Genomic DNA, 19,024 nt, shown 5'->3' on the forward strand with positions numbered 1-19,024 from the left:
ATTCGAATGATGGCGGAGACGAAGCGCGAGATCGAGCGGAAGTACGAAGCCACCGACGAGACGACCCTGCCGGACCTCACCAAGGCCCCCGGCGTGGCCGCCGTCCTCGACCGGGGCGTCACCGAACTGGACGCCGTCTACTACGACACCGCCGACCTGCGCCTGGCCGCCGACTCGCTCACCCTGCGCCGCCGCACCGGCGGCCAGGACGCCGGCTGGCACCTCAAGTTCCCCGTCGCCGCCGGAATCCGCGACGAGGTCAGGGCCCCGCTGGCCGACACCCTCCCGGCGCCCCTGGCGGAGCTCCTGCGCTCCCGCACCCTGGACGAGGACGTCGTCCCCGTCGTACGCCTCCTCTCCTCCCGCGACGTCCGCCATCTCCTGGACGGCGAAGGCACCCTGCTGGCCGAGGTGTCGGTGGACACGGTCCTCGCGGAGCGACTGGACACCGACCAGGGCGGGACCGCCTCCTGGAAGGAGATCGAGGTCGAACTGGCGGACGGTACCGACCCCGGACTCCTCGACGCGGTCGAGAAACGCCTGAAGAAGGCCGGCATCCGGCCTTCCACCTCACCCTCCAAGCTGGCCAGGGCCCTGGCCGAGACGGCACCCGAGCCCGCCCGGCCCCGGCCGGAGCCCCTGGACGAGACCACCGCGGGCGCCGGCGTCCTCGCGTACGTACGGGAGCAGATCGAGGCCATCGTCCGGTTCGACCCCGCCGTCCGCCGCGACCTGCCCGGCTCCGTCCACAAGATGCGCGTCGCCACCCGACGGCTCCGCAGCGCCTTCAAGACGTACCGCAAGATCCTCGACCGGACCGTCACCGACCCCGTCGGCGACGAGCTCAAATGGCTCGCGGGAGAACTCGGCGTCGCCCGCGACCAGGAGGTCCTCGCCGCCCGCCTGAGCCGCCGGATCGACGACCTCCCCGACACCCTGCTCCTCGGCCCCGTCCGCGCCCGCCTCCAGGTCTGGGACGCCTCGCGGCGCACCGACGCCCGGCGCACGGTCCTCGCCGCCCTGGAGTCCGACCGCCACCTGGCCCTCCTGAAGACCCTCGACCGGCTCCTCGCCGACCCGCCGCTGCGCAAGGCCGCCCACCGGGACGCGCCGCCCGTCGTCGCCAAGGCCGTCCTGAAGGACTACGACCGCCTCGCCGGCCGCGTCGACCGGGCCCTCACCCTCCCCCCGGGGCCCGAGCGCGACCGCGCCATGCACGAGGCCCGCAAGGCCGCCAAGCGCGCCCGCTACGCCGCCGAGGCCGCCGCCCCCGCGCTCGGCAAGCCCGCCAAGCGCTTCGCCAGGCACCTCAAGGCCGTCCAGTCGGTCCTCGGCGACCACCAGGACAGCGTCGTCGCCCGCGAGACCCTGCGCACCCTCGGAATCCAGGCCCACGCGGCGGGGGAGTCCGCCTTCACCTGGGGACTCCTGCACGGCCGGGAGGAAGCGGCCGGCGCGGCCCGGGAACGCGCCTTCCCCGAGGCCTGGGAGCGGGCCTCCGCGCCGAAAAACAGGGCGGCACTCACCCGCTGAGCACCGGGTACGCTTGAGAGTCGCCCCCTGCCCGCTCACGAAGGTTCGAGATGTCTGCTGCCGAGTCTGTCTTCCCGCAGCTCGAAGCCCTGCTCCCGCACGTGCAGAAGCCGATCCAGTACGTCGGTGGAGAGCTGAACTCCACGGTCAAGCCGTGGGAGTCCGCCGACGTCCGCTGGGCACTGATGTACCCGGACGCGTACGAGGTCGGTCTGCCCAACCAGGGCGTCATGATCCTCTACGAGGTGCTGAACGAGCGGGAGGGCGTCCTGGCCGAGCGCACCTACAGCGTCTGGCCGGACCTGGAAGAGCTGATGCGCGAGCACGGCGTCCCGCAGTTCACCGTGGACAGCCACCGCCCCGTCGGCGCCTTCGACGTCTTCGGCCTGAGCTTCTCCACCGAGCTGGGCTACACCAACATGCTCACCGCGCTCGACCTCGCGGGCATCCCGCTGGAGTCGAAGGACCGGACCGTCGACCACCCGATCGTGCTCGCCGGCGGCCACGCCGCCTTCAACCCCGAGCCGATCGCGGACTTCATCGACGCGGCGATCATCGGCGACGGCGAGCAGGCCGTCCTCGACATGACCGAGATCATCCGCGCCTGGAAGGCCGAGGGCCGCCCGGGCGGCCGCGAGGAGGTCCTCCTCCGGCTGGCGAAGACCGGCTCGGTCTACATCCCGGGCTTCTACGACGTCGAGTACCTGCCCGACGGCCGGATCGCCCGCGTCGTACCCAACCGTTCCGGCGTTCCGTGGCGCGTGTCCAAGCACACCGTCATGGACCTCGACGAGTGGCCCTACCCCAAGCAGCCGCTGGTCCCGCTCGCCGAGACCGTCCACGAGCGGATGTCCGTCGAGATCTTCCGCGGCTGCACCCGCGGCTGCCGTTTCTGCCAGGCCGGCATGATCACGCGCCCCGTGCGGGAGCGAAGCATCACCGGCATCGGCGAGATGGTCGAGAAGGGTCTCAAGGCGACCGGCTTCGAGGAGGTGGGCCTGCTCTCGCTGTCCTCCGCGGACCACACCGAGATCGGTGACATCGCCAAGGGCCTGGCCGACCGGTACGAGGAGGACAAGATCGGCCTGTCCCTCCCCTCGACCCGCGTCGACGCCTTCAACGTCGACCTCGCCAACGAGCTGACCAGGAACGGGCGTCGCTCCGGTCTCACCTTCGCCCCCGAGGGCGGCTCCGAGCGCATGCGCAAGGTCATCAACAAGATGGTCTCGGAGGAGGATCTGATCCGGACCGTCTCCACGGCGTACGGCAACGGCTGGCGCCAGGTGAAGCTGTACTTCATGTGCGGCCTGCCGACCGAGACGGACGAGGACGTCCTCCAGATCGGCGACATGGCGGTCAAGGTCATCGCCGAGGGCCGCAAGGTCTCGGGCCAGAACGACATCCGCTGCACGGTCTCGATCGGCGGCTTCGTGCCCAAGCCGCACACGCCGTTCCAGTGGGCGCCGCAGCTCTCCGCCGAGGAGACCGACGCGCGCCTGGAGAAGCTCCGCGACAAGATCCGCGGCGACAAGAAGTACGGCCGCTCGATCGGCTTCCGCTACCACGACGGCAAGCCCGGCATCGTCGAGGGTCTCCTCTCCCGTGGCGACCGCCGCGTCGGCGCGGTCATCCGCGCGGTGTACGAGGACGGCGGCCGCTTCGACGGCTGGCGCGAGCACTTCAGCTACGACCGCTGGATGGCGTGCGCGGAGAAGACCCTGCCGTCCATGGGCGTCGACGTCGACTGGTACACCACGCGCGAGCGCACGTACGAGGAGGTCCTGCCCTGGGACCACCTGGACTCCGGTCTCGACAAGGACTGGCTCTGGGAGGACTGGCAGGACGCGCTGGACGAGACCGAGGTCGAGGACTGCCGCTGGACGCCGTGCTTCGACTGCGGTGTCTGCCCCGCCATGCAGACCGAGATCCAGGTCGGCCCGACGGGCAAGAAGCTGCTGCCGCTGACGGTCGTCAAGTAGCGCCTTCCGTCACACTCCGACGACGGCCCGGCCGAGGGGAAACCTTCGGCCGGGCCGTCGCGTCATGTCCTGCATGAGCATGGAGAAGTCGCAGCCGCCCCGGCCCGAGGGCTGCCTCACGGCGTTCATCAGGGTGCCGGTCCGGATCGTGGTGCTGGTGCTCGTCGTGCCGGTCCGGATGGTCTGGGACGTGCTCGTCGTCTGCGGCCGGTTCGTCGAGCGGGTGCTGCTGCGGCCGCTGGCGCGAGGGCTCGGCTGGATCGGCCGGCAGGTGGCCGCCCCGCTGGTCTGGTGGGGCCGGAACGTTCTGGCACCGCTCCTTCGAGGGCTGGCCGTCGCCGCCGGATGGCTGGGCCGGGCCGTGTTCGTGTGGCCGTGGGTGGGGCTCTGGCGCTATCTGCTGGTGCCGCTCGTCCGGTACGGGCTCGTCGTCCCCGCCCTCTGGGCGTACCGCTGGATCCTCACCCCGATCGGCCGAGCGCTCACCCTCCTGGCCGACGCCGTGTGGCGGTACGGCGTCCTGCCCGTGGCCCGCTACGGCTTCGCGCTTCCCGCCCGCCGGCTGTACGGCACCGTCCTCGCGCCGCTCGGACGCGGACTCGCCTGGCTGCTCACCGGCCTCGGACGCGGACTCGCGTGGGTGTTCACCGGGCTCGGGCGGGGTCTGGCCCGGCTGGGCCGGGCCGTGTTCGTGTGGCCGTGGGTGGGGCTCTGGCGGTACGTCGTCGTGCCGGTCGTCCGTCACGGGGTGGTGGCACCGGCCCGTTGGCTGTGGCGGCGGGCGATCGTTCCCGTCTGCCGGGAGATCGGTGACGCCCTCCAGGTCTGCTGGCGGATCGCCGGTTTCGTCTCCCGGGCCGTCGGGCGGGCGCTCAGGTGGGCGGCCTGGCAGCTGCTCGGGCGGCCCGCCGTCCGGATCTACCGAAGCGTGTGCGTCCCCGTCGGCCATTGGGTCCGCGACCAGGTCTGGGCCCCGGCCCGGAAGGCCGCCCTCGAAGCGGGGCGCGCCGCCCGCGCCGCCCTCGCCTCCGCCCGCGCCACCGTGCGACAGGCCAGGCGGGACGCCTGGCACGCCCTGGTCGGCGGAGCCCGGCCGACCGAGCCTGGGGAACCGGTGGCGGCCTCTACGCGTACTCTGGGTAGTACAACAACCGCCTCCGGCGCGGCGCCCGCACCCGAGATCTCCCCGTTCCGGCGGGGGTGAGCCGGTCGGGACCCCCAGGGGCCACCCGCATCTGGTGGGCGGTGCGCCACCCGCGCCCGCCCCGCACCGAGGAGAAGAACCACTGGGCAAGCGACAGCCCGAAGGCCCGCCGCCCGCACCGGCGGTGCAGCGCATCCGACTGCGCTACACCAAGCGCGGCCGCCTCCGGTTCACCAGCCACCGTGACTTCCAGCGCGCCTTCGAGCGTGCGCTGCGCCGAGCCGAGGTGCCCATGGCGTACTCGGCCGGCTTCACCCCGCACCCCAAGGTGTCGTACGCCAACGCCGCCCCGACGGGTACGGGATCCGAGGCCGAGTACCTGGAGATCGCCCTCACCGAGGCGCGGGATCCGGAGACCCTGCGGGTCCTGCTCGACGAGTCGCTCCCGGCAGGCCTCGACATCACCGATGCCGTCGAGGCCCGGACCTCCGGGCTCGCCGACCGGCTCACCGCCTCCGTGTGGGAGCTGCGGCTCGACGGCGTCACCGTCGAGGACGCGCGGAAGGCCGTCGAGGCCTTCCTCGCCGCCGAGACCGTGGAAGTGCGGCGCAAGACCAAGAACGGCATCCGCACCTTCGACGCCCGTTCCGCCGTCGCCGACCTCGTCGCCGACCGTCCACAGGCACGATCCGAGGCTGATAGGCCGCTGGACAATGCCTGTGCGATACTGCGGCTGGTTGTTCGGCACGTGACACCTGCCGTACGACCCGACGACGTCCTGTCCGGTCTCCGAGCTGTGGCCGACCTGGCGCCGCCGGTCCCCGCTGCGGTGACCAGGCTGGCGCAGGGGCTCTTCGACGAGGAGTCCGGCACGGTGACCGACCCGCTCGCGCCCGACCGCGAGGCAGTCACGGCCGCCCCACCCACGGCCGCCGCGACCGCCTCAGCGACGGCGCCGGGTGCCGGTACCGCGTAGGGAGCGGTCGTTGTAGCGCAGCCCTGGTACTCGGGAGCCACCTGGGTCGGGCAGCGCACTGACCAGAAGACTTTCGCCAGGCCGTATGCACAGGGCGTACGGAACCGGCGAGCCAGACATCAGCTCCCGTGCGGCGCCCGCGCCCCGGACGGCGGTACCGCGCATCGCGCGCGATCGTGCCGCCGGACCGGAACAAGGCGCGGCGCCCGGGAGCGTGACGGGAGAACCCCGCATGCTCGAGCAGCACGAAGAAGACACAGAGAACAACAACGCACCTGGTGACAGGCTGCCGCCCCGCCGCAGGCGCCGCGCAGCCTCCCGCCCGGCCGGACCCCCGGTCGCCGCGGACACCACCGCCGAGGTCGTCGTGGAGACGCCCGTCGCGGAGGCGCCCGTAGAGGCGGCCGCGGCGGAGGAGTCGCCCGCGCCGCGTACCCGTCGTCGTGCGACCCGCAAGGCCACGTCGCCGGAGGCGCCTGCGGAGCAGGCTGTGGAGGCCCCGGCCGTGGAGACGCCCGAGGCGCCCGTAGAGGCGGCCCCGGCGGAGGAGTCGCCCGCACCGCGTACCCGTCGTCGTGCGACCCGCAAGGCCACGTCGGCGGAGGCGCCTGCGGAGCAGGTCGTGGAGACGCCCGTCGCGGAGGCGGCCGTAGAGGCGGCCGCGGCGGAGGAGTCGCCCGCGCCGCGTACCCGTCGTCGTGCCACCCGCAAGACCACCTCGCCGGAGGCGCCGGCCGAGCAGGTCGTGGAGGCCCCGGCCGTGGAGACGCCCGTCGCGGAGGCGGCCGTAGAGGCGGCCGCGGCGGAGGAGTCGCCCGCGCCGCGTACCCGTCGTCGTGCCACCCGCAAGGCCACCTCGCCGGAGGCCGCTCCGGCCGGTGAGAGCCTGCCGCAGGAGACCGTCGCGCAGATCACCACCGGCGAGAACGAGCCCGAGGTCGCCGCCGCCGAGAAGGCCGCCACCCGCGGTCGTAGCCGCCGCCGTGCCACCTCGCCGCAGTTCACCTCCGAGCCGGCCGTCGCCCCCACGCCCCCGGCCGCCGAGGAGGCGCCGCGCCGCCGTCGCGCCACGCGCCCCGCCGTCGCCGTCTTCCAGGCCCCGGTCTTCACCGAGCCCATGTTCCAGACCCCGGAGACCGCGGCCGCCGCCGCTGCCGCCGAGGCCCAGGAGCCGGAGGAGGAAGAGCAGACCGTCGAGCCGGTCGAGCCGGTCGAGGCCGCTCGGTCCGCCGAACCGGCCGAGCCCGCCGGCCGCCGTCGCCGTCGCCGTCGTGGCGAGCACGTCGAGCCCGTCGCCGTCGAGCCCGTCCCGGCCACCGTGGCCGACGAGCCCGAGGTCGAGGCGGAGGAGCCCGAGACGGAGGCCGTGGAGGCCGAGGAGTCCGACGAGTACGAGGACCGGCCGTCCCGCCGACGCCGCCGTGGCGGCCGTCGCCGTCGCCGCGGTGAACTCACCGAGGCGGAGGAGGCCGAGGACGAGGAGTCCGAGGAGGCCGAGAAGTCGGGGGCCGCCCACGCCGAGGACGACGAGTCCGAGGACGAGGGCGAGGAGTCCGACGAGTACGAGGGCGGCACCCCGTCCGCCGCCGGCACCAGCAGCTCCCGGCGCCGCCGTCGCCGTCGCCGCCGCAGCGGTGACGCCTCCACCGACACCGACACCGAGTCGGCCGAGGAGGAGGGCGTCCGTACGGTCGTCAAGGTCCGCGAGCCGCGCCCGGCCCGCGAGAAGGCCGAGCCGTCCGACGAGGTGCAGTCCATCAAGGGCTCCACGCGTCTGGAGGCGAAGAAGCAGCGTCGCCGCGAGGGCCGCGAGCAGGGCCGTCGTCGTGTGCCGATCATCACCGAGGCCGAGTTCCTGGCGCGCCGCGAGGCCGTCGAGCGCGTGATGGTCGTCCGCCAGAACGGCGAGCGCACCCAGATCGGCGTCCTGGAAGACAACGTGCTCGTCGAGCACTACGTCAACAAGGAGCAGGCCACCTCGTACGTCGGCAACGTCTACCTGGGCAAGGTCCAGAACGTCCTGCCGTCGATGGAGGCCGCCTTCGTCGACATCGGCAAGGGCCGCAACGCCGTCCTGTACGCCGGTGAGGTCAACTTCGAGGCGCTCGGCATGGCCAACGGGCCGCGCCGCATCGAGACCGCCCTCAAGTCCGGCCAGTCCGTCCTCGTCCAGGTGACGAAGGACCCGATGGGCCACAAGGGCGCGCGCCTCACCAGCCAGGTCTCCCTGCCGGGCCGCTACCTCGTGTACGTCCCCGAGGGCTCGATGACCGGCATCAGCCGCAAGCTCCCGGACACCGAGCGCGCCCGTCTGAAGACCATCCTCAAGAAGATCGTCCCCGAGGACGCGGGCGTCATCGTGCGCACCGCCGCCGAGGGCGCGAGCGAGGACGAGCTGCGCCGTGACGTCGAGCGTCTGCAGGCGCAGTGGGAGGAGATCCAGAAGAAGGCGAAGAGCGGCAACGCGCCGACCCTTCTCTACGGCGAGCCGGACATGACCGTCCGCGTCGTCCGCGACATCTTCAACGAGGACTTCTCGAAGGTCATCGTCAGCGGCGACGACGCGTGGGAGACCATCCACGGGTACGTCTCCCATGTCGCGCCGGACCTGTCCGACCGCCTGTCCCGGTGGACGAGCGAGGTCGACGTCTTCGCGACGTACCGGATCGACGAGCAGCTGATGAAGGCGCTGGACCGCAAGGTCTGGCTGCCGAGCGGTGGCTCGCTGGTGATCGACAAGACCGAGGCGATGATCGTCGTCGACGTCAACACCGGCAAGTTCACCGGTCAGGGCGGCAACCTCGAAGAGACCGTCACGAGGAACAACCTCGAGGCGGCCGAGGAGATCGTGCGCCAGCTGCGCCTGCGCGACCTCGGCGGCATCGTCGTCATCGACTTCATCGACATGGTCCTGGAGTCCAACCGCGACCTGGTGCTGCGCCGCCTCCTGGAGTGCCTGGGCCGGGACCGGACCAAGCACCAGGTGGCCGAGGTCACCTCGCTGGGCCTGGTCCAGATGACCCGCAAGCGGGTCGGCCAGGGCCTCCTGGAGTCGTTCTCCGAGACCTGTGTCCACTGCAACGGCCGCGGCGTGATCGTGCACATGGAGCAGCCGACCGCGCCGGGTGGCGGCGGTGGCGGCAAGCGCGCGAAGAAGCGCGGCCGCGGCGGCGTCGAGCACGAGCACGACCACGTCGAGGGTGCGGCGGCGGAGACCGAGGCGGAGGGTGTCGAGACCGAGGCCGAGCTGGCCGCGGAGGTCGCCGCTCCGATCGCCGTGGAGGAGCCCTTCCGCCCGGACGAGGAGCTGTACAGCAGCATTGCCGAGGCCGAGGCCGCCGCGACGCGCGGCCGTGGCCGTCGCCGGGCGACCCGCAAGGCCTCCGCGCCCGCCGGCCCGCCGGTCGTCGAGCGGCAGCCCGTCGTGGAGCCCGAGCCGGTCGTCGAGGCCGCGCCCGAGCCCGTCGTGGAGCCGGAGCCGGAGCCGGTCGTCGAGGAGGCCCCGGTGGCCGCCCCGCCGAAGGCCCGCCGCCGTGCCACCCGTAAGGCGACGGCCCCGGCGGGTTCGCCCGCCCCGGCGCCCGCCGTGGAGCCCGAGCCGGTCGTCGAGGCCGCGCCCGAGCCCGTCGTGGAGCCGGAGCCGGAGCCGGTCGTCGAGGAGGCCCCCGTGGCCGCCCCGCCGAAGGCCCGCCGCCGGGTGGTCCGCAAGGTCACCGCTCCCGCCGGATCCCCGGCCGGTGCCGCCGAGGAGGCCGCCGTCGTGGTGGTCGAGACCCCGGTCGCCGCCGAGCCCGCGAGCGAGGTGTCCGAGGCGGTGTCCGAGGCGGCGTCCGAGGCCGAGGCAGCCGCCCCGGCCAAGAAGACGGCGCGCAAGACGGCCAAGAAGGCCACCGCCAAGAAGGCCGCCACCAAGAAGACGGCGACCGCCAAGAAGACGGCGGCGAAGAAGACGACGACCGCCAAGAAGGCTGCCAAGAAGACCGCGGCCCCCGCGCAGGACTGACGGGGCACCGACGCAGCCGGCCCGTGTGGGCCGTCCTCGCCCGAGGACGGCCCACACGGCTTTGACACGAGATTCGGAAAACAGGGACCAGCCCGTGAACAACATCCCCACCACGCGTGTCCGCAAGGCGGTCATCCCCGCCGCCGGTCTGGGCACGAGGTTCTTGCCGGCGACGAAGGCCACTCCCAAGGAGATGCTGCCCGTCGTCGACAAGCCCGCCATCCAGTACGTGGTGGAGGAGGCGGTGTCGGCGGGCCTGCCGGACGTCCTCATGGTGACGGGGCGCAACAAGCGCCCCCTCGAGGACCACTTCGACCGGAACCACGAGCTGGAGTCCGCCCTCACCCGCAAGGGCGACGAGGAGCGGCTGGCGAAGGTGCAGGAGTCGAGCGAGCTCGCCACCATGCACTACGTCCGGCAGGGCGACCCGCGCGGCCTCGGGCACGCGGTGCTCTGCGCGGCCCCGCACGTCGGCGACGAGCCGTTCGCCGTCCTTCTGGGCGACGACCTGATCGACCCGCGCGACCCGCTGCTCGCCCGGATGCTGGAGGTCCTGACCCGGCGCGGCGGCAGCGTCATCGCCCTGATGGAGGTGGACCCGGCGCAGATCCATCTGTACGGGTGCGCCGCCGTCGAGCCGACCGAGGACGCCGACGTCGTACGGGTCACCGGTCTGGTGGAGAAGCCGGACCCGGCCGAGGCGCCGAGCGGCTACGCCGTCATCGGCCGCTACGTCCTCGACCCGGCCGTCTTCGGCGTGCTGCGCGAGACCGAGCCGGGCCGGGGCGGGGAGATCCAGCTCACCGACGCCCTGCAGACGCTGGCGCGGGACGAGGCCGTGGGCGGGCCGGTCCACGGTGTCGTCTTCAAGGGGCGCCGCTACGACACGGGCGACCGCGGCGACTATCTGCGGGCGATCGTGCGTCTCGCGTGCGAGCGGGAGGACCTGGGCCCCGAGTTCCGCGCCTGGCTGCGCGGTTTCGTCGCGGAGACCGCCGAAGCGTGACGGTCACCTGAATTTGACCCCCTGCCGCACCGGCCCGTAACCTTGACCGTCGGCGTGTCGTATGGCACGCCACCCCCCTGAGCACCCTCCTCCCGGTCCGCCGGGAGAGGCCGCTCGTCCACTTCCGGATCACCACGGGCTTCGGCCCGTGTGAGCGGCTGGCATCAGGGGACCGTTCCCGAGTGAGAGAGAGATCCGCGTGTACGCCATCGTGCGCAGCGGTGGTCGCCAGCACAAGGTTGCTGTCGGCGACATCGTTGAGGTTGACAAGATTTCCACTGCCAAGGTTGGCGACACGGTCGAGCTCTCGACCCTGCTCGTTGTCGACGGCGACGCCGTGACCAGCGACCCGTGGGTCCTGGCCGGTATCAAGGTCACGGCCGAGGTCGTGGACCACCACAAGGGCGCGAAGATCGACATCCTTCGCTACAAGAACAAGACCGGCTACCGCCGTCGCCAGGGCCACCGCCAGCAGTACACGGCGATCAAGGTCACCGGCATCCCCACGGCTGCGAAGTAAGGGACTGAGGAGAGATGGCACACAAGAAGGGCGCATCGTCCACTCGGAACGGTCGCGACTCCAACGCTCAGCGGCTCGGCGTGAAGCGCTTCGGCGGTCAGGTCGTCAGCGCCGGTGAGATCCTGGTCCGCCAGCGTGGCACGCACTTCCACCCGGGTTCGGGTGTCGGCCGTGGCGGCGACGACACGCTGTTCGCGCTCGACGCCGGTGCGGTGCAGTTCGGCACCCACCGTGGCCGCAAGGTCGTGAACATCGTTCCGGTCGCCTGATCGGTTCTTTTGCGGAGGCGGACCTCACTTCCCGTAAGGGGAAGCGGGTCCGCCTTTCGCGTGTTACTAGATAGACATTCCGCACGTAAGTAGATGGAGGCACACCCATGACCACCTTCGTGGACCGCGTCGAACTGCATGTCGCCGCGGGTAACGGAGGCCACGGCTGCGCCTCCGTCCACCGGGAGAAGTTCAAGCCGCTCGGCGGCCCGGACGGGGGCAACGGCGGCCGTGGCGGCGATGTGATCCTGGTCGTCGACCAGGCCGTCACCACGCTCCTCGAGTACCACCACTCGCCGCACCGCAAGGCGACCAACGGTCAGCCCGGCGCCGGCGACCACCGCTCCGGCAAGGACGGCCAGGACCTCGTCCTGACCGTGCCCGACGGCACCGTCGTCCTCGACAAGCAGGGCAACGTGCTGGCCGACCTCGTCGGGCAGGGCACCACCTTCATCGCGGGCCAGGGCGGCCGCGGCGGCCTCGGCAACGCCGCGCTGTCCTCCGCCCGCCGCAAGGCCCCCGGCTTCGCGCTCCTCGGCGAGCCCGGCGAGGCGCGGGACATCGTCCTGGAGCTGAAGACCGTCGCCGACGTGGCGCTGGTGGGCTACCCGAGCGCGGGCAAGTCCTCGCTCATCTCCGTCCTGTCGGCCGCCAAGCCGAAGATCGCGGACTACCCCTTCACCACCCTCGTCCCGAACCTGGGCGTGGTCACCGCCGGCTCGACCGTGTACACGATCGCCGACGTACCGGGCCTGATCCCGGGCGCCAGCCAGGGCCGTGGCCTGGGCCTGGAGTTCCTGCGCCATGTGGAGCGCTGCTCGGTCCTCGTACACGTCCTGGACACGGCGACCCTGGAGTCCGACCGCGACCCGGTCACCGACCTCGATGTGATCGAGGAGGAGCTCAAGCAGTACGGCGGGCTCGACGACCGTCCCCGGATCGTCGTCCTCAACAAGATCGACATCCCGGACGGCCAGGACCTCGCGGACATGATCCGCCCGGACCTGGAGGCGCGCGGATACAAGGTCTTCGAGGTGTCCGCCGTGGCGCGTACGGGCCTGAAGGAGCTGTCCTTCGCCCTCGCCGAGATCGTGGCGCAGGCGCGCGCGGCCAAGCCGAAGGAGGAGGCGACCCGGATCGTCATCCGCCCGAAGGCGGTCGACGACACGGGCTTCACCGTCACGTACGACGCGGACGAGGACGTCTACCGCGTGCGCGGTGAGAAGCCGGAGCGCTGGGTCCGCCAGACCGACTTCAACAACGACGAGGCCGTCGGCTACCTGGCCGACCGCCTCAACCGCCTCGGCGTCGAGGACGCCCTGATGAAGGCGGGCGCCCGCGCGGGCGACGGCGTCGCGATCGGCTCCGAGGACAACGCGGTCGTCTTCGACTGGGAGCCCACGATGATGGCCGGCGCCGAGATGCTCGGCCGCCGCGGCGAGGACCACCGCCTCGAAGCCCCGCGCCCGGCGGCCCAGCGCCGCCGCGACCGCGATGCGGAGCGGGACGAGGCACAGCAGGAGTTCGACGAGTTCAACCCGTTCTAGGACGACACCCGTCCTGAACGGGAGTGACGAAGGGCCCGGCCCGACCCCTGAGGGGGTCGGGCCGGGCCCTTCGCTGTGTGCCGCCGACGTCAGGCGACCGGTGCCGGAACCGCTTCGGGTTCCGGCTCGCTCTCCCGGTTCGGGGTGTTCCCGGGCTTCGGGTCCGTCTGCTTGCCGAAGCGGGGCTTCGCGCCCAGCAGCGGCAGGAGCAGGATGCCGATGAAGATCGGGCCGATCATGTAGCGCCACAGCGGCGCCGGGTTGGCCGCGAGCACCGTCAGCTGGAGGCCCAGCGACACCGACAGCAGCGCGAACGTTCCGGGCAGCTTCGTACGGCGCCGGAACAGCAGCACGATCGCGTACGTGGCGTAGCACCAGATCGCCCCGCGGAAGAGCAGCCACTGCAACTGCGGGACCTTGCTCGCCCGCCACGAGAAGTCGGCGACCTTGTGGAGCGGCTCCGACAGCGGACGGATCTTCAGGATCGGGCGGTACTCGCTGTTCTTGATCTCCTCGTTCCACTTGAGGTAGCTGAACAGCGTCTTCGACGTCTGCGGGTCGCTCAGCAGCGTGTTCGCCCGCAGCTCCTTGGGGCCGGGGAAGACCGCCCACGCGATGTGCGCCCGGCACACCCGCGCGCCGATGACGAGGTCCGGCGTCCGCTTCATGACGCGCTGCCACAGGGCCATCAGCTCGTCGTTGCGCTTCGCGGCCAGCGGCCGGTCCATCGGCGGCGACTCCATCGCCCAGTCGGCGTTGTAGCAGTTGCCGGCCCGGCCGCCCCAGTGGGACAGCGGAGCGATGTCCGACATCAGCGCCTTGTCCTCCTTGGTGAAGAAGCCGGGACGCTGCTTGTAGGCGACCGCGATGTCCGCGTAGAAGAACGCGTACACGGCGTCCTTCGGCGGGGTCTTCACACCGGCCGCCGGGTAGATCACGGTGGTCAGGGTGAGCATGATCATCACCGGTACCGCCGTCGCGGCCACCACCCACCGGCGCATCTTCGGCAGCGCGAGCAGCAGGATCGGCGCCGCGACCACGGCGACCAGCAGGCCGTTGTTCCGGAACACGGCCAGGGCCAGGAAGCCCAGGAAGAGCAGCGCGACGTCGCGGTAGAACACGCGGTCCCGCTCTGCCTGCTCGCCACGGGCGCGGCGCGCCGCGAGGCGGCCCGCCGCACCGAAGGCGAGGATCGCGCCGATGACGAACGGCACGTCCTTCCACACGAAGATGATGAAGACGGCCGTCGGGGGAGCCAGCGCGGGAACCACCGCGGCGATGGCCGCCCACCGCTGGCGCACCCCGAACTCCCGCAGGGTGCCGGCGCAGTAGGCGAGGGTCGCCGATATGGCGATCGTCTGAGCCAGCGTCAGGACCGCCAGATCACCCGTGACGTTGAGCGACAGCCACACCAGGCCGTCGTAGGCCACGGAGTGGTTGGACATCCAGTTGTCGGTGGTGACGTGCCAGACGTAGGTGATCGAGTCGTAGCTCAGGGCGCCGGGATAGAACGCGGCCCACCACAGCAGGAACAGCGCCTGGGTCGTCGCGTAGACGGCGAGGGGCAGTCGGCGCTGTTGCGGGACCCTCTCCCATTGCTTGCTGAGGTAGGGGATGCGCGGGAGTTTCAACTCGGCTCCGCAGGGCTGATCGAGGGCGGACGGATGGACCAGTCGAACAGGTTAATCGGTCTAGACGGTCTCTCGGTCCCGGGGCTCCGGCTGCGCCGGCCGCTCCTGGCCCGGGCGCGGCGGCACCGGACGCTCACCCAGGGGCAGCATCGGCGGAACACCGTCCTGGCCGAGGAACACCTTGCGCACGACGCGCTCGGCCGCTCGTCCGTCGTCGAACTCGCAGAACTTCTTGCGGAACTCGGCGCGGGCCTTGTCGGACTCCTCGCTGTTCCAGCGGCCCGAGGTGAAGGCCTCGGTGAGCTCCTCCTCGGTCCGCAGCGTCAGACCGGGGGACTCGACGGTGATGTCGAAGTAGCTGCCGCGGGTGGTGCGGTACACCTCCCAGTCGTTCGCGTAGATCACGATCGGCCGGTCGAGGTTGGCGTAGTCGAACATCACCGAGGAGTAGTCGGTCAGCAGGCAGTCGGCCGCGAGGTACAGCTCCTCGACGGACGGGTACGCGCTGACGTCCACCAGCCGGGCACTGCCGCTGGTGCCCCCGGCGAGCAGGCTCTGCTGGGAGTAGAAGTAGTGCGCCCGGACCAGGACGGTCCACTCCTCGCCCAGGGCCTCGGCGAACCGGTCCAGGTCCAGCATCTGCTGGGGGCCGTCGTGGTAGTCGCGGTGCGTCGGCGTGTAGAGGACCGCCTTGGTGCCCTCGGCGAGGCCGAGCTTCGCGCGGGCCGCGGCCACGTCCTTGGCGGTGGCGTTCACCAGGATGTCGTTGCGCGGGTAACCGTAGCCGAGCGGCTCGTAGTACGAGGGGTACGCGCGGTCCCAGATGGCGGTGGAGAAGCTGTTGGACGTCAGGCTGTAGTCCCAGCGGTCCACGCGGTCCATCAGGCGCTGGAGGTTCATGCCGCGCCGGCCGACCGGGTACTCCGCCAGGTCGACGCCCATCCGCTTGAGCGGGGTGCCGTGGTGCGTCTGGAGGTGGATCTGACCGGGGCGCTTGACCACGGAGGGCGCGAAGTTGACGTTGTTGACGAAGTACTTGCCGCGGGCCATCGCCTTCCAGAAGCCGAGCGAGCCCGGGTGGACGGTGACGGTGCCCTTCGGCGGGAGGGCGTCGGAGCCGTCCTTGATGACCCACACGGCACGCATGCCCGGGGCGAGCTCGCGCATCTTCTCGTCGATGGCCGCCGGGTTGCAGGCGTAGCGGGCGCCCCAGTACGCGGAGAAGACCGCGACGTCCTTCTGGATCGGCAGCATCCGCTGGGCGCGGTAGTAGGCGGAGAGCACCCGCTTGCGGAGCTTCCGCTTCAGCCGTGCGCCCAGGGACTTCTGCTTGCGCAGCGCGTGGACGGTCTTGCGGGCCTTCGCCCGGTGCTTGGCCGGGATCAGCGCGCCCTTGGGCTTGATCTCGGGCAGCCCCTCGGGGCGGTGGGTGCGGTCCGCGAGCTGCCAGCGCTCGCGGAACTCCGCGCGGGCGTCGTCCGGGAGACGGCCGGGGGAGGACTCGACCGCCCGGAAGTGGTTGATCATCCGCTCGTACATCGTCGCCCGCCACTCGTCGAACCGGGGGTTCTGGGCGAGGAACTCGAAGACGAGGTCGTACTGGTCGAACACGTCGAAGTGCTTGCGGCTGGTGGAGTGCAGGATGCTGCCCTGGCGCCGCTGGCGGTAGTAGACGCAGACCCGGTCGAGGACGGAGATCGACTCCGCCGCGATCATCACCGGGTAGGTCCAGGGGGTGTCCTCGTAGTAACCGCTCGGGTACTGGAAGCCCCACTGCTCGATGAACTCGCGGCGGTACGCCTTGTTCCAGGCCACCTGGAGCAGCATCAGCAGCTCCGGCTGCTCCTTCAGGGTGAAGGAGCCGTGCTTCGCGGCCTCGGCCAGCACGTGGGCCAGGCTGTTGGGCGCGACGCGGCCGTCCCAGTGGGTGCGGGAGTAGTCGAAGACGACCAGGTCCGGGTCGCCGGTCTCCTCGATGCGCTGGGCGATGGCGGCCAGCGAGCCGGGCAGCATCGTGTCGTCGCTGTCGAGGAAGAGCAGGTACGCGCCCTTCGCCTGGGCCATGCCGGCGTTGCGGGCCTTGCCGAGACCGACGTTCTTCTCCAGGTGCATCGCGACCACGCGGGAGTCCGCCCGTGCGTACTCGTCGATGATCTCCCCGCACCCGTCCGGAGAGCAGTCGTTGACGACGATCAGCTCGTAGTCCCGGAACGACTGCTCCAACACCGAGTCCAGGCAGTCCCGGAGGAACGCCTCGACCTTGAAGGTGGGCACGATGATGCTGAACCGCGGCGTCGCGGAGCTGAAGGAAGAATGCGTCTGTGTCATCTCAATACCGTGGAATCTGACGTGGGAGACAGGGCGTTGACAACCTGATCAGCGCTGACTCGAGGACAGGGCATAGCCGAGGAGGGTGCGTATCGTGTCGGTCCGGCGCTGTCGCAGCGCTCCGGGCAGCAGGGTCAGCGCGTGGAGCCGCATCGACAGGTGCCGGCGCGCGGCCCGTGCGGCCTTCGGCCAACCGTGCCGCTCGAGCTCCACGGCCACCTCGTCGAAGAACCGCACGGCCTCGCCGAAGCGGGCGCCGGTCACGGCCTCGGCCGAGGAGAGGCTGCCGGAGTGGCGCCGGTAGCGGAACGCCGTCACCGGCTCCACCACCAGCTTCTCCCCGCGCCGGATCAACTCGATGATCAGAGCCAGGTCCTGGATGACCGAGAGGTCCTCGCGGAAGCTGATCTCCTTGACGGCGTCGGCACGCCAGGCGATCGAGGGAAAGTACAGCCAGTTGCCGCCGAGCAGGTTCGCGGCCAGCGGCTCGCCGGACAGGACCAGTCGGCGGCCCTTGTCCTTCGGCGCGTACAGCCGCTTCTTGACCTCGTCGCCCAGCGTGGTGGACGGGTTGCCGTGCTCGTCGATGACCTCGACGCCCGGTTGGTAGATCGCCGCGTCGGGGACCGCCTCGATCGCGGCGCGGATCGTCGCCACATAGTCGGGCAGCAGCAGGTCGTCGCTGCCGAGCATGGTGAAGTGGGTGGACTCCACCAGCTCCACGCACTTGCGGAAGTTCTTGGTGATGCCGAGGTTCCGCTCGTTGCGCATGTAGCGCACCCGGCTGTCGCCGAGGGAGGCGAACCACTCGGGTACGCCCTCCTCGCGGCCGTCGTCGACGACGGTCAGCCGCCAGTCCTTGTCGGTCTGGTCGAGCACGCTGCGTACGGCGGCCTGGAGCAGACCGGTGTCGCCGTAGTGCGGCAGCATGATGTCGAGCGTCTCCACCGCGGTCACTTGCCCTTCCGCGCCGGGCCGAGGGCGGACCGGCGGCTCAGGGCGAGCAGCAGGATCATGCCGATGCGTCCGAGGTAGAGCGTGGCCTTCCAGGGCGACTGGCTGGGCGTGCCGGTCGCGCGGGGGCGCATGGCCACCGGGACCTGCTCGATGCGGTAGCCCGCCCGGACGACGGCGATGGTGCTCTCCACGGTGTCGCCGAGGTACTCGACGGGGTACCAGTGCGCGAACACGTCGATCAGGTCGCGGTTGCAGGCGCGGAAGCCGGAGGTCACGTCGGTGAGCTTGGACTTGGCCATGCGCGAGAGCCAGAAGGCGAGGACGAGCATGGCCCACTTGCGCGGGCCGCGGGTCTCGTAGTCGCCGGTGCCGGCGAAGCGCGCGCCGATGACCAGGTCCGAGTGGCCCAGGCGGGCCAGGAGTTCGGGAACGTTGCGCGGGTCGTGCTGCCCGTCCGCGTCGACCTGGATGGCGACGTCGTAGCCGCGGTCGTGGGCGTAGCGGTAACCGGCCCGCATCGCGCCGCCGACGCCGAGGTTGTACGGGAGGGTCATCACGGTCGCGCCGGCGGCCTTGGCCACCCGGGACGTGCCGTCGGCCGAGCCGTCGTCGACCACGAGGACGTCGACACCCGGCAGCGTGGTGTGGACCTCCTTGATGACGTCGGCGACGCCGTCGGCCTCGTTCCACGCGGGCATGATGATCAGTACGCGCTTGCCGTCGATCACTTGCCGCCCCCCTGTTCGGCCGAGTCGGCCATCTCCCCGGCCGGTTCCTGCTGGGCGGCCGATGCCTGTGCCCGCAGTTCCTGTACGTCTATCCGCAGCAGCGCGACCTCCTCCGACAGCGTCCGGCCCTCCTCCTCGAGGTGGCCGACCTCCCAGCTCAGCTGGAGGCAGACGATGAACAGGAACGCCACACTGAGGAACAGGATGAGGCTGACGCCCGAGGCGACCCCCACCGCACGCGCGACCGAGTCGAGCAGGGACGGGAAGAACCCGAGCGGAATGATCACCAGGCCGGTGATCACCCAGAGGAACGCGTACTTCTCCTTGAGCTTGCGCCGACGCAGGAGCTCGACGATGCACGCGACCAGAATGACTCCGGTGACCGAAGTCAGCATCCACAACT

14 protein-coding genes are annotated in these 19,024 nt (G+C 71.3%); 9 read left to right on the forward strand and 5 right to left on the reverse strand.

Annotated features, from left to right (window positions below; all coding sequences use genetic code 11):
- Positions 1 to 9 precede the first annotated feature (9 nt).
- The 9 genes from ACWDX6_RS00205 to obgE all read left to right on the forward strand — a co-directional run bounded on the left by ACWDX6_RS00205 (position 10) and on the right by obgE (position 12,977).
- Positions 10 to 1,533, forward strand: coding sequence for a CYTH and CHAD domain-containing protein (locus ACWDX6_RS00205; RefSeq protein WP_451482683.1), 1,524 nt, complete (start codon positions 10 to 12; stop codon positions 1,531 to 1,533).
- A gap of 50 nt (positions 1,534 to 1,583) precedes the next feature.
- On the forward strand, positions 1,584 to 3,512 hold the full coding sequence (locus ACWDX6_RS00210; RefSeq protein ID WP_451482684.1) for a TIGR03960 family B12-binding radical SAM protein: 1,929 nt from the start codon (positions 1,584 to 1,586) through the stop codon (positions 3,510 to 3,512).
- Positions 3,513 to 3,585: 73 nt separating this feature from the next.
- The gene (locus ACWDX6_RS00215; RefSeq protein ID WP_451482685.1) at positions 3,586 to 4,716 is read left to right on the forward strand and encodes a hypothetical protein; all 1,131 of its coding nucleotides are present in this window, start codon (positions 3,586 to 3,588) and stop codon (positions 4,714 to 4,716) included.
- Between the two features lie 124 nt (positions 4,717 to 4,840).
- A complete protein-coding gene (locus tag ACWDX6_RS00220; RefSeq protein WP_451482686.1) occupies positions 4,841 to 5,632 on the forward strand; it encodes a TIGR03936 family radical SAM-associated protein in 792 nt (263 codons plus the stop codon).
- A gap of 232 nt (positions 5,633 to 5,864) precedes the next feature.
- The gene (locus ACWDX6_RS00225; protein ID WP_451482687.1) at positions 5,865 to 9,635 is read left to right on the forward strand and encodes an Rne/Rng family ribonuclease; all 3,771 of its coding nucleotides are present in this window, start codon (positions 5,865 to 5,867) and stop codon (positions 9,633 to 9,635) included.
- Positions 9,636 to 9,738: 103 nt separating this feature from the next.
- Entirely contained in the window at positions 9,739 to 10,641 is a 903-nt protein-coding gene (gene galU / locus ACWDX6_RS00230) for a UTP--glucose-1-phosphate uridylyltransferase GalU (RefSeq protein WP_451482932.1), read from the forward strand.
- A gap of 199 nt (positions 10,642 to 10,840) precedes the next feature.
- Complete coding sequence (gene rplU, locus ACWDX6_RS00235) at positions 10,841 to 11,161, forward strand: 50S ribosomal protein L21 (RefSeq protein ID WP_114036861.1); 321 nt, start codon at positions 10,841 to 10,843, stop codon at positions 11,159 to 11,161.
- Positions 11,162 to 11,175: 14 nt separating this feature from the next.
- Positions 11,176 to 11,430, forward strand: a complete 255-nt coding sequence (gene rpmA, locus ACWDX6_RS00240) for a 50S ribosomal protein L27 (RefSeq protein WP_356890480.1) — start codon at positions 11,176 to 11,178, stop codon at positions 11,428 to 11,430.
- Between the two features lie 107 nt (positions 11,431 to 11,537).
- Positions 11,538 to 12,977, forward strand: coding sequence for a GTPase ObgE (gene obgE / locus ACWDX6_RS00245; protein WP_451482688.1), 1,440 nt, complete (start codon positions 11,538 to 11,540; stop codon positions 12,975 to 12,977).
- Between the two features lie 89 nt (positions 12,978 to 13,066).
- On the opposite strand, the gene ACWDX6_RS00250 is transcribed toward obgE, so the two are convergent.
- Genes ACWDX6_RS00250 through ACWDX6_RS00270 form a run of 5 tightly spaced genes read right to left on the reverse strand, consistent with a single transcriptional unit; the run spans position 13,067 to position 19,016 of the window.
- Positions 13,067 to 14,608 carry a hypothetical protein gene (locus ACWDX6_RS00250; RefSeq protein WP_451482689.1) on the reverse strand — a complete coding sequence of 514 codons (1,542 nt, stop codon included), beginning with the start codon at positions 14,606 to 14,608 and terminating at the stop codon, positions 13,067 to 13,069.
- A gap of 60 nt (positions 14,609 to 14,668) precedes the next feature.
- Positions 14,669 to 16,936: a bifunctional glycosyltransferase/CDP-glycerol:glycerophosphate glycerophosphotransferase gene (locus ACWDX6_RS00255; RefSeq protein ID WP_451482690.1), complete on the reverse strand. Its 2,268-nt coding sequence runs from the start codon at positions 16,934 to 16,936 to the stop codon at positions 14,669 to 14,671.
- Between the two features lie 48 nt (positions 16,937 to 16,984).
- On the reverse strand, positions 16,985 to 17,893 hold the full coding sequence (locus tag ACWDX6_RS00260; RefSeq protein ID WP_451482691.1) for a glycosyltransferase family 2 protein: 909 nt from the start codon (positions 17,891 to 17,893) through the stop codon (positions 16,985 to 16,987).
- Positions 17,890 to 18,621 (reverse strand): glycosyltransferase family 2 protein, encoded by a 732-nt coding sequence (locus ACWDX6_RS00265; RefSeq protein ID WP_356890468.1) that lies wholly within the window; start codon positions 18,619 to 18,621, stop codon positions 17,890 to 17,892. Before ACWDX6_RS00265 ends, ACWDX6_RS00260 begins: the two co-directional genes overlap by 4 nt.
- Entirely contained in the window at positions 18,618 to 19,016 is a 399-nt protein-coding gene (locus ACWDX6_RS00270) for a DUF2304 domain-containing protein (RefSeq protein ID WP_451482692.1), read from the reverse strand. The genes ACWDX6_RS00265 and ACWDX6_RS00270 overlap by 4 nt, the downstream gene beginning before the upstream one ends.
- Positions 19,017 to 19,024: the final 8 nt, after the last annotated feature.

The organism is Streptomyces sp. NPDC003027 (assembly GCF_053591435.1).

Bases quoted from the DNA above. Each gene is read 5' to 3' on its own strand.
- ACWDX6_RS00215 (WP_451482685.1), top strand. From the start codon at position 3,586: ATGAGCATGGAGAAGTCGCAGCCGCCCCGGCCCGAGGGCTGCCTCACG.
- ACWDX6_RS00210 (WP_451482684.1), top strand. From the start codon at position 1,584: ATGTCTGCTGCCGAGTCTGTCTTCCCGCAGCTCGAAGCCCTGCTCCCG.
- obgE (WP_451482688.1), top strand. From the start codon at position 11,538: ATGACCACCTTCGTGGACCGCGTCGAACTGCATGTCGCCGCGGGTAAC.
- ACWDX6_RS00270 (WP_451482692.1), bottom strand. From the start codon at position 19,016: ATGCTGACTTCGGTCACCGGAGTCATTCTGGTCGCGTGCATCGTCGAG.
- ACWDX6_RS00225 (WP_451482687.1), top strand. From the start codon at position 5,865: ATGCTCGAGCAGCACGAAGAAGACACAGAGAACAACAACGCACCTGGT.
- rpmA (WP_356890480.1), top strand. From the start codon at position 11,176: ATGGCACACAAGAAGGGCGCATCGTCCACTCGGAACGGTCGCGACTCC.
- ACWDX6_RS00255 (WP_451482690.1), bottom strand. From the start codon at position 16,936: ATGACACAGACGCATTCTTCCTTCAGCTCCGCGACGCCGCGGTTCAGC.
- ACWDX6_RS00205 (WP_451482683.1), top strand. From the start codon at position 10: ATGGCGGAGACGAAGCGCGAGATCGAGCGGAAGTACGAAGCCACCGAC.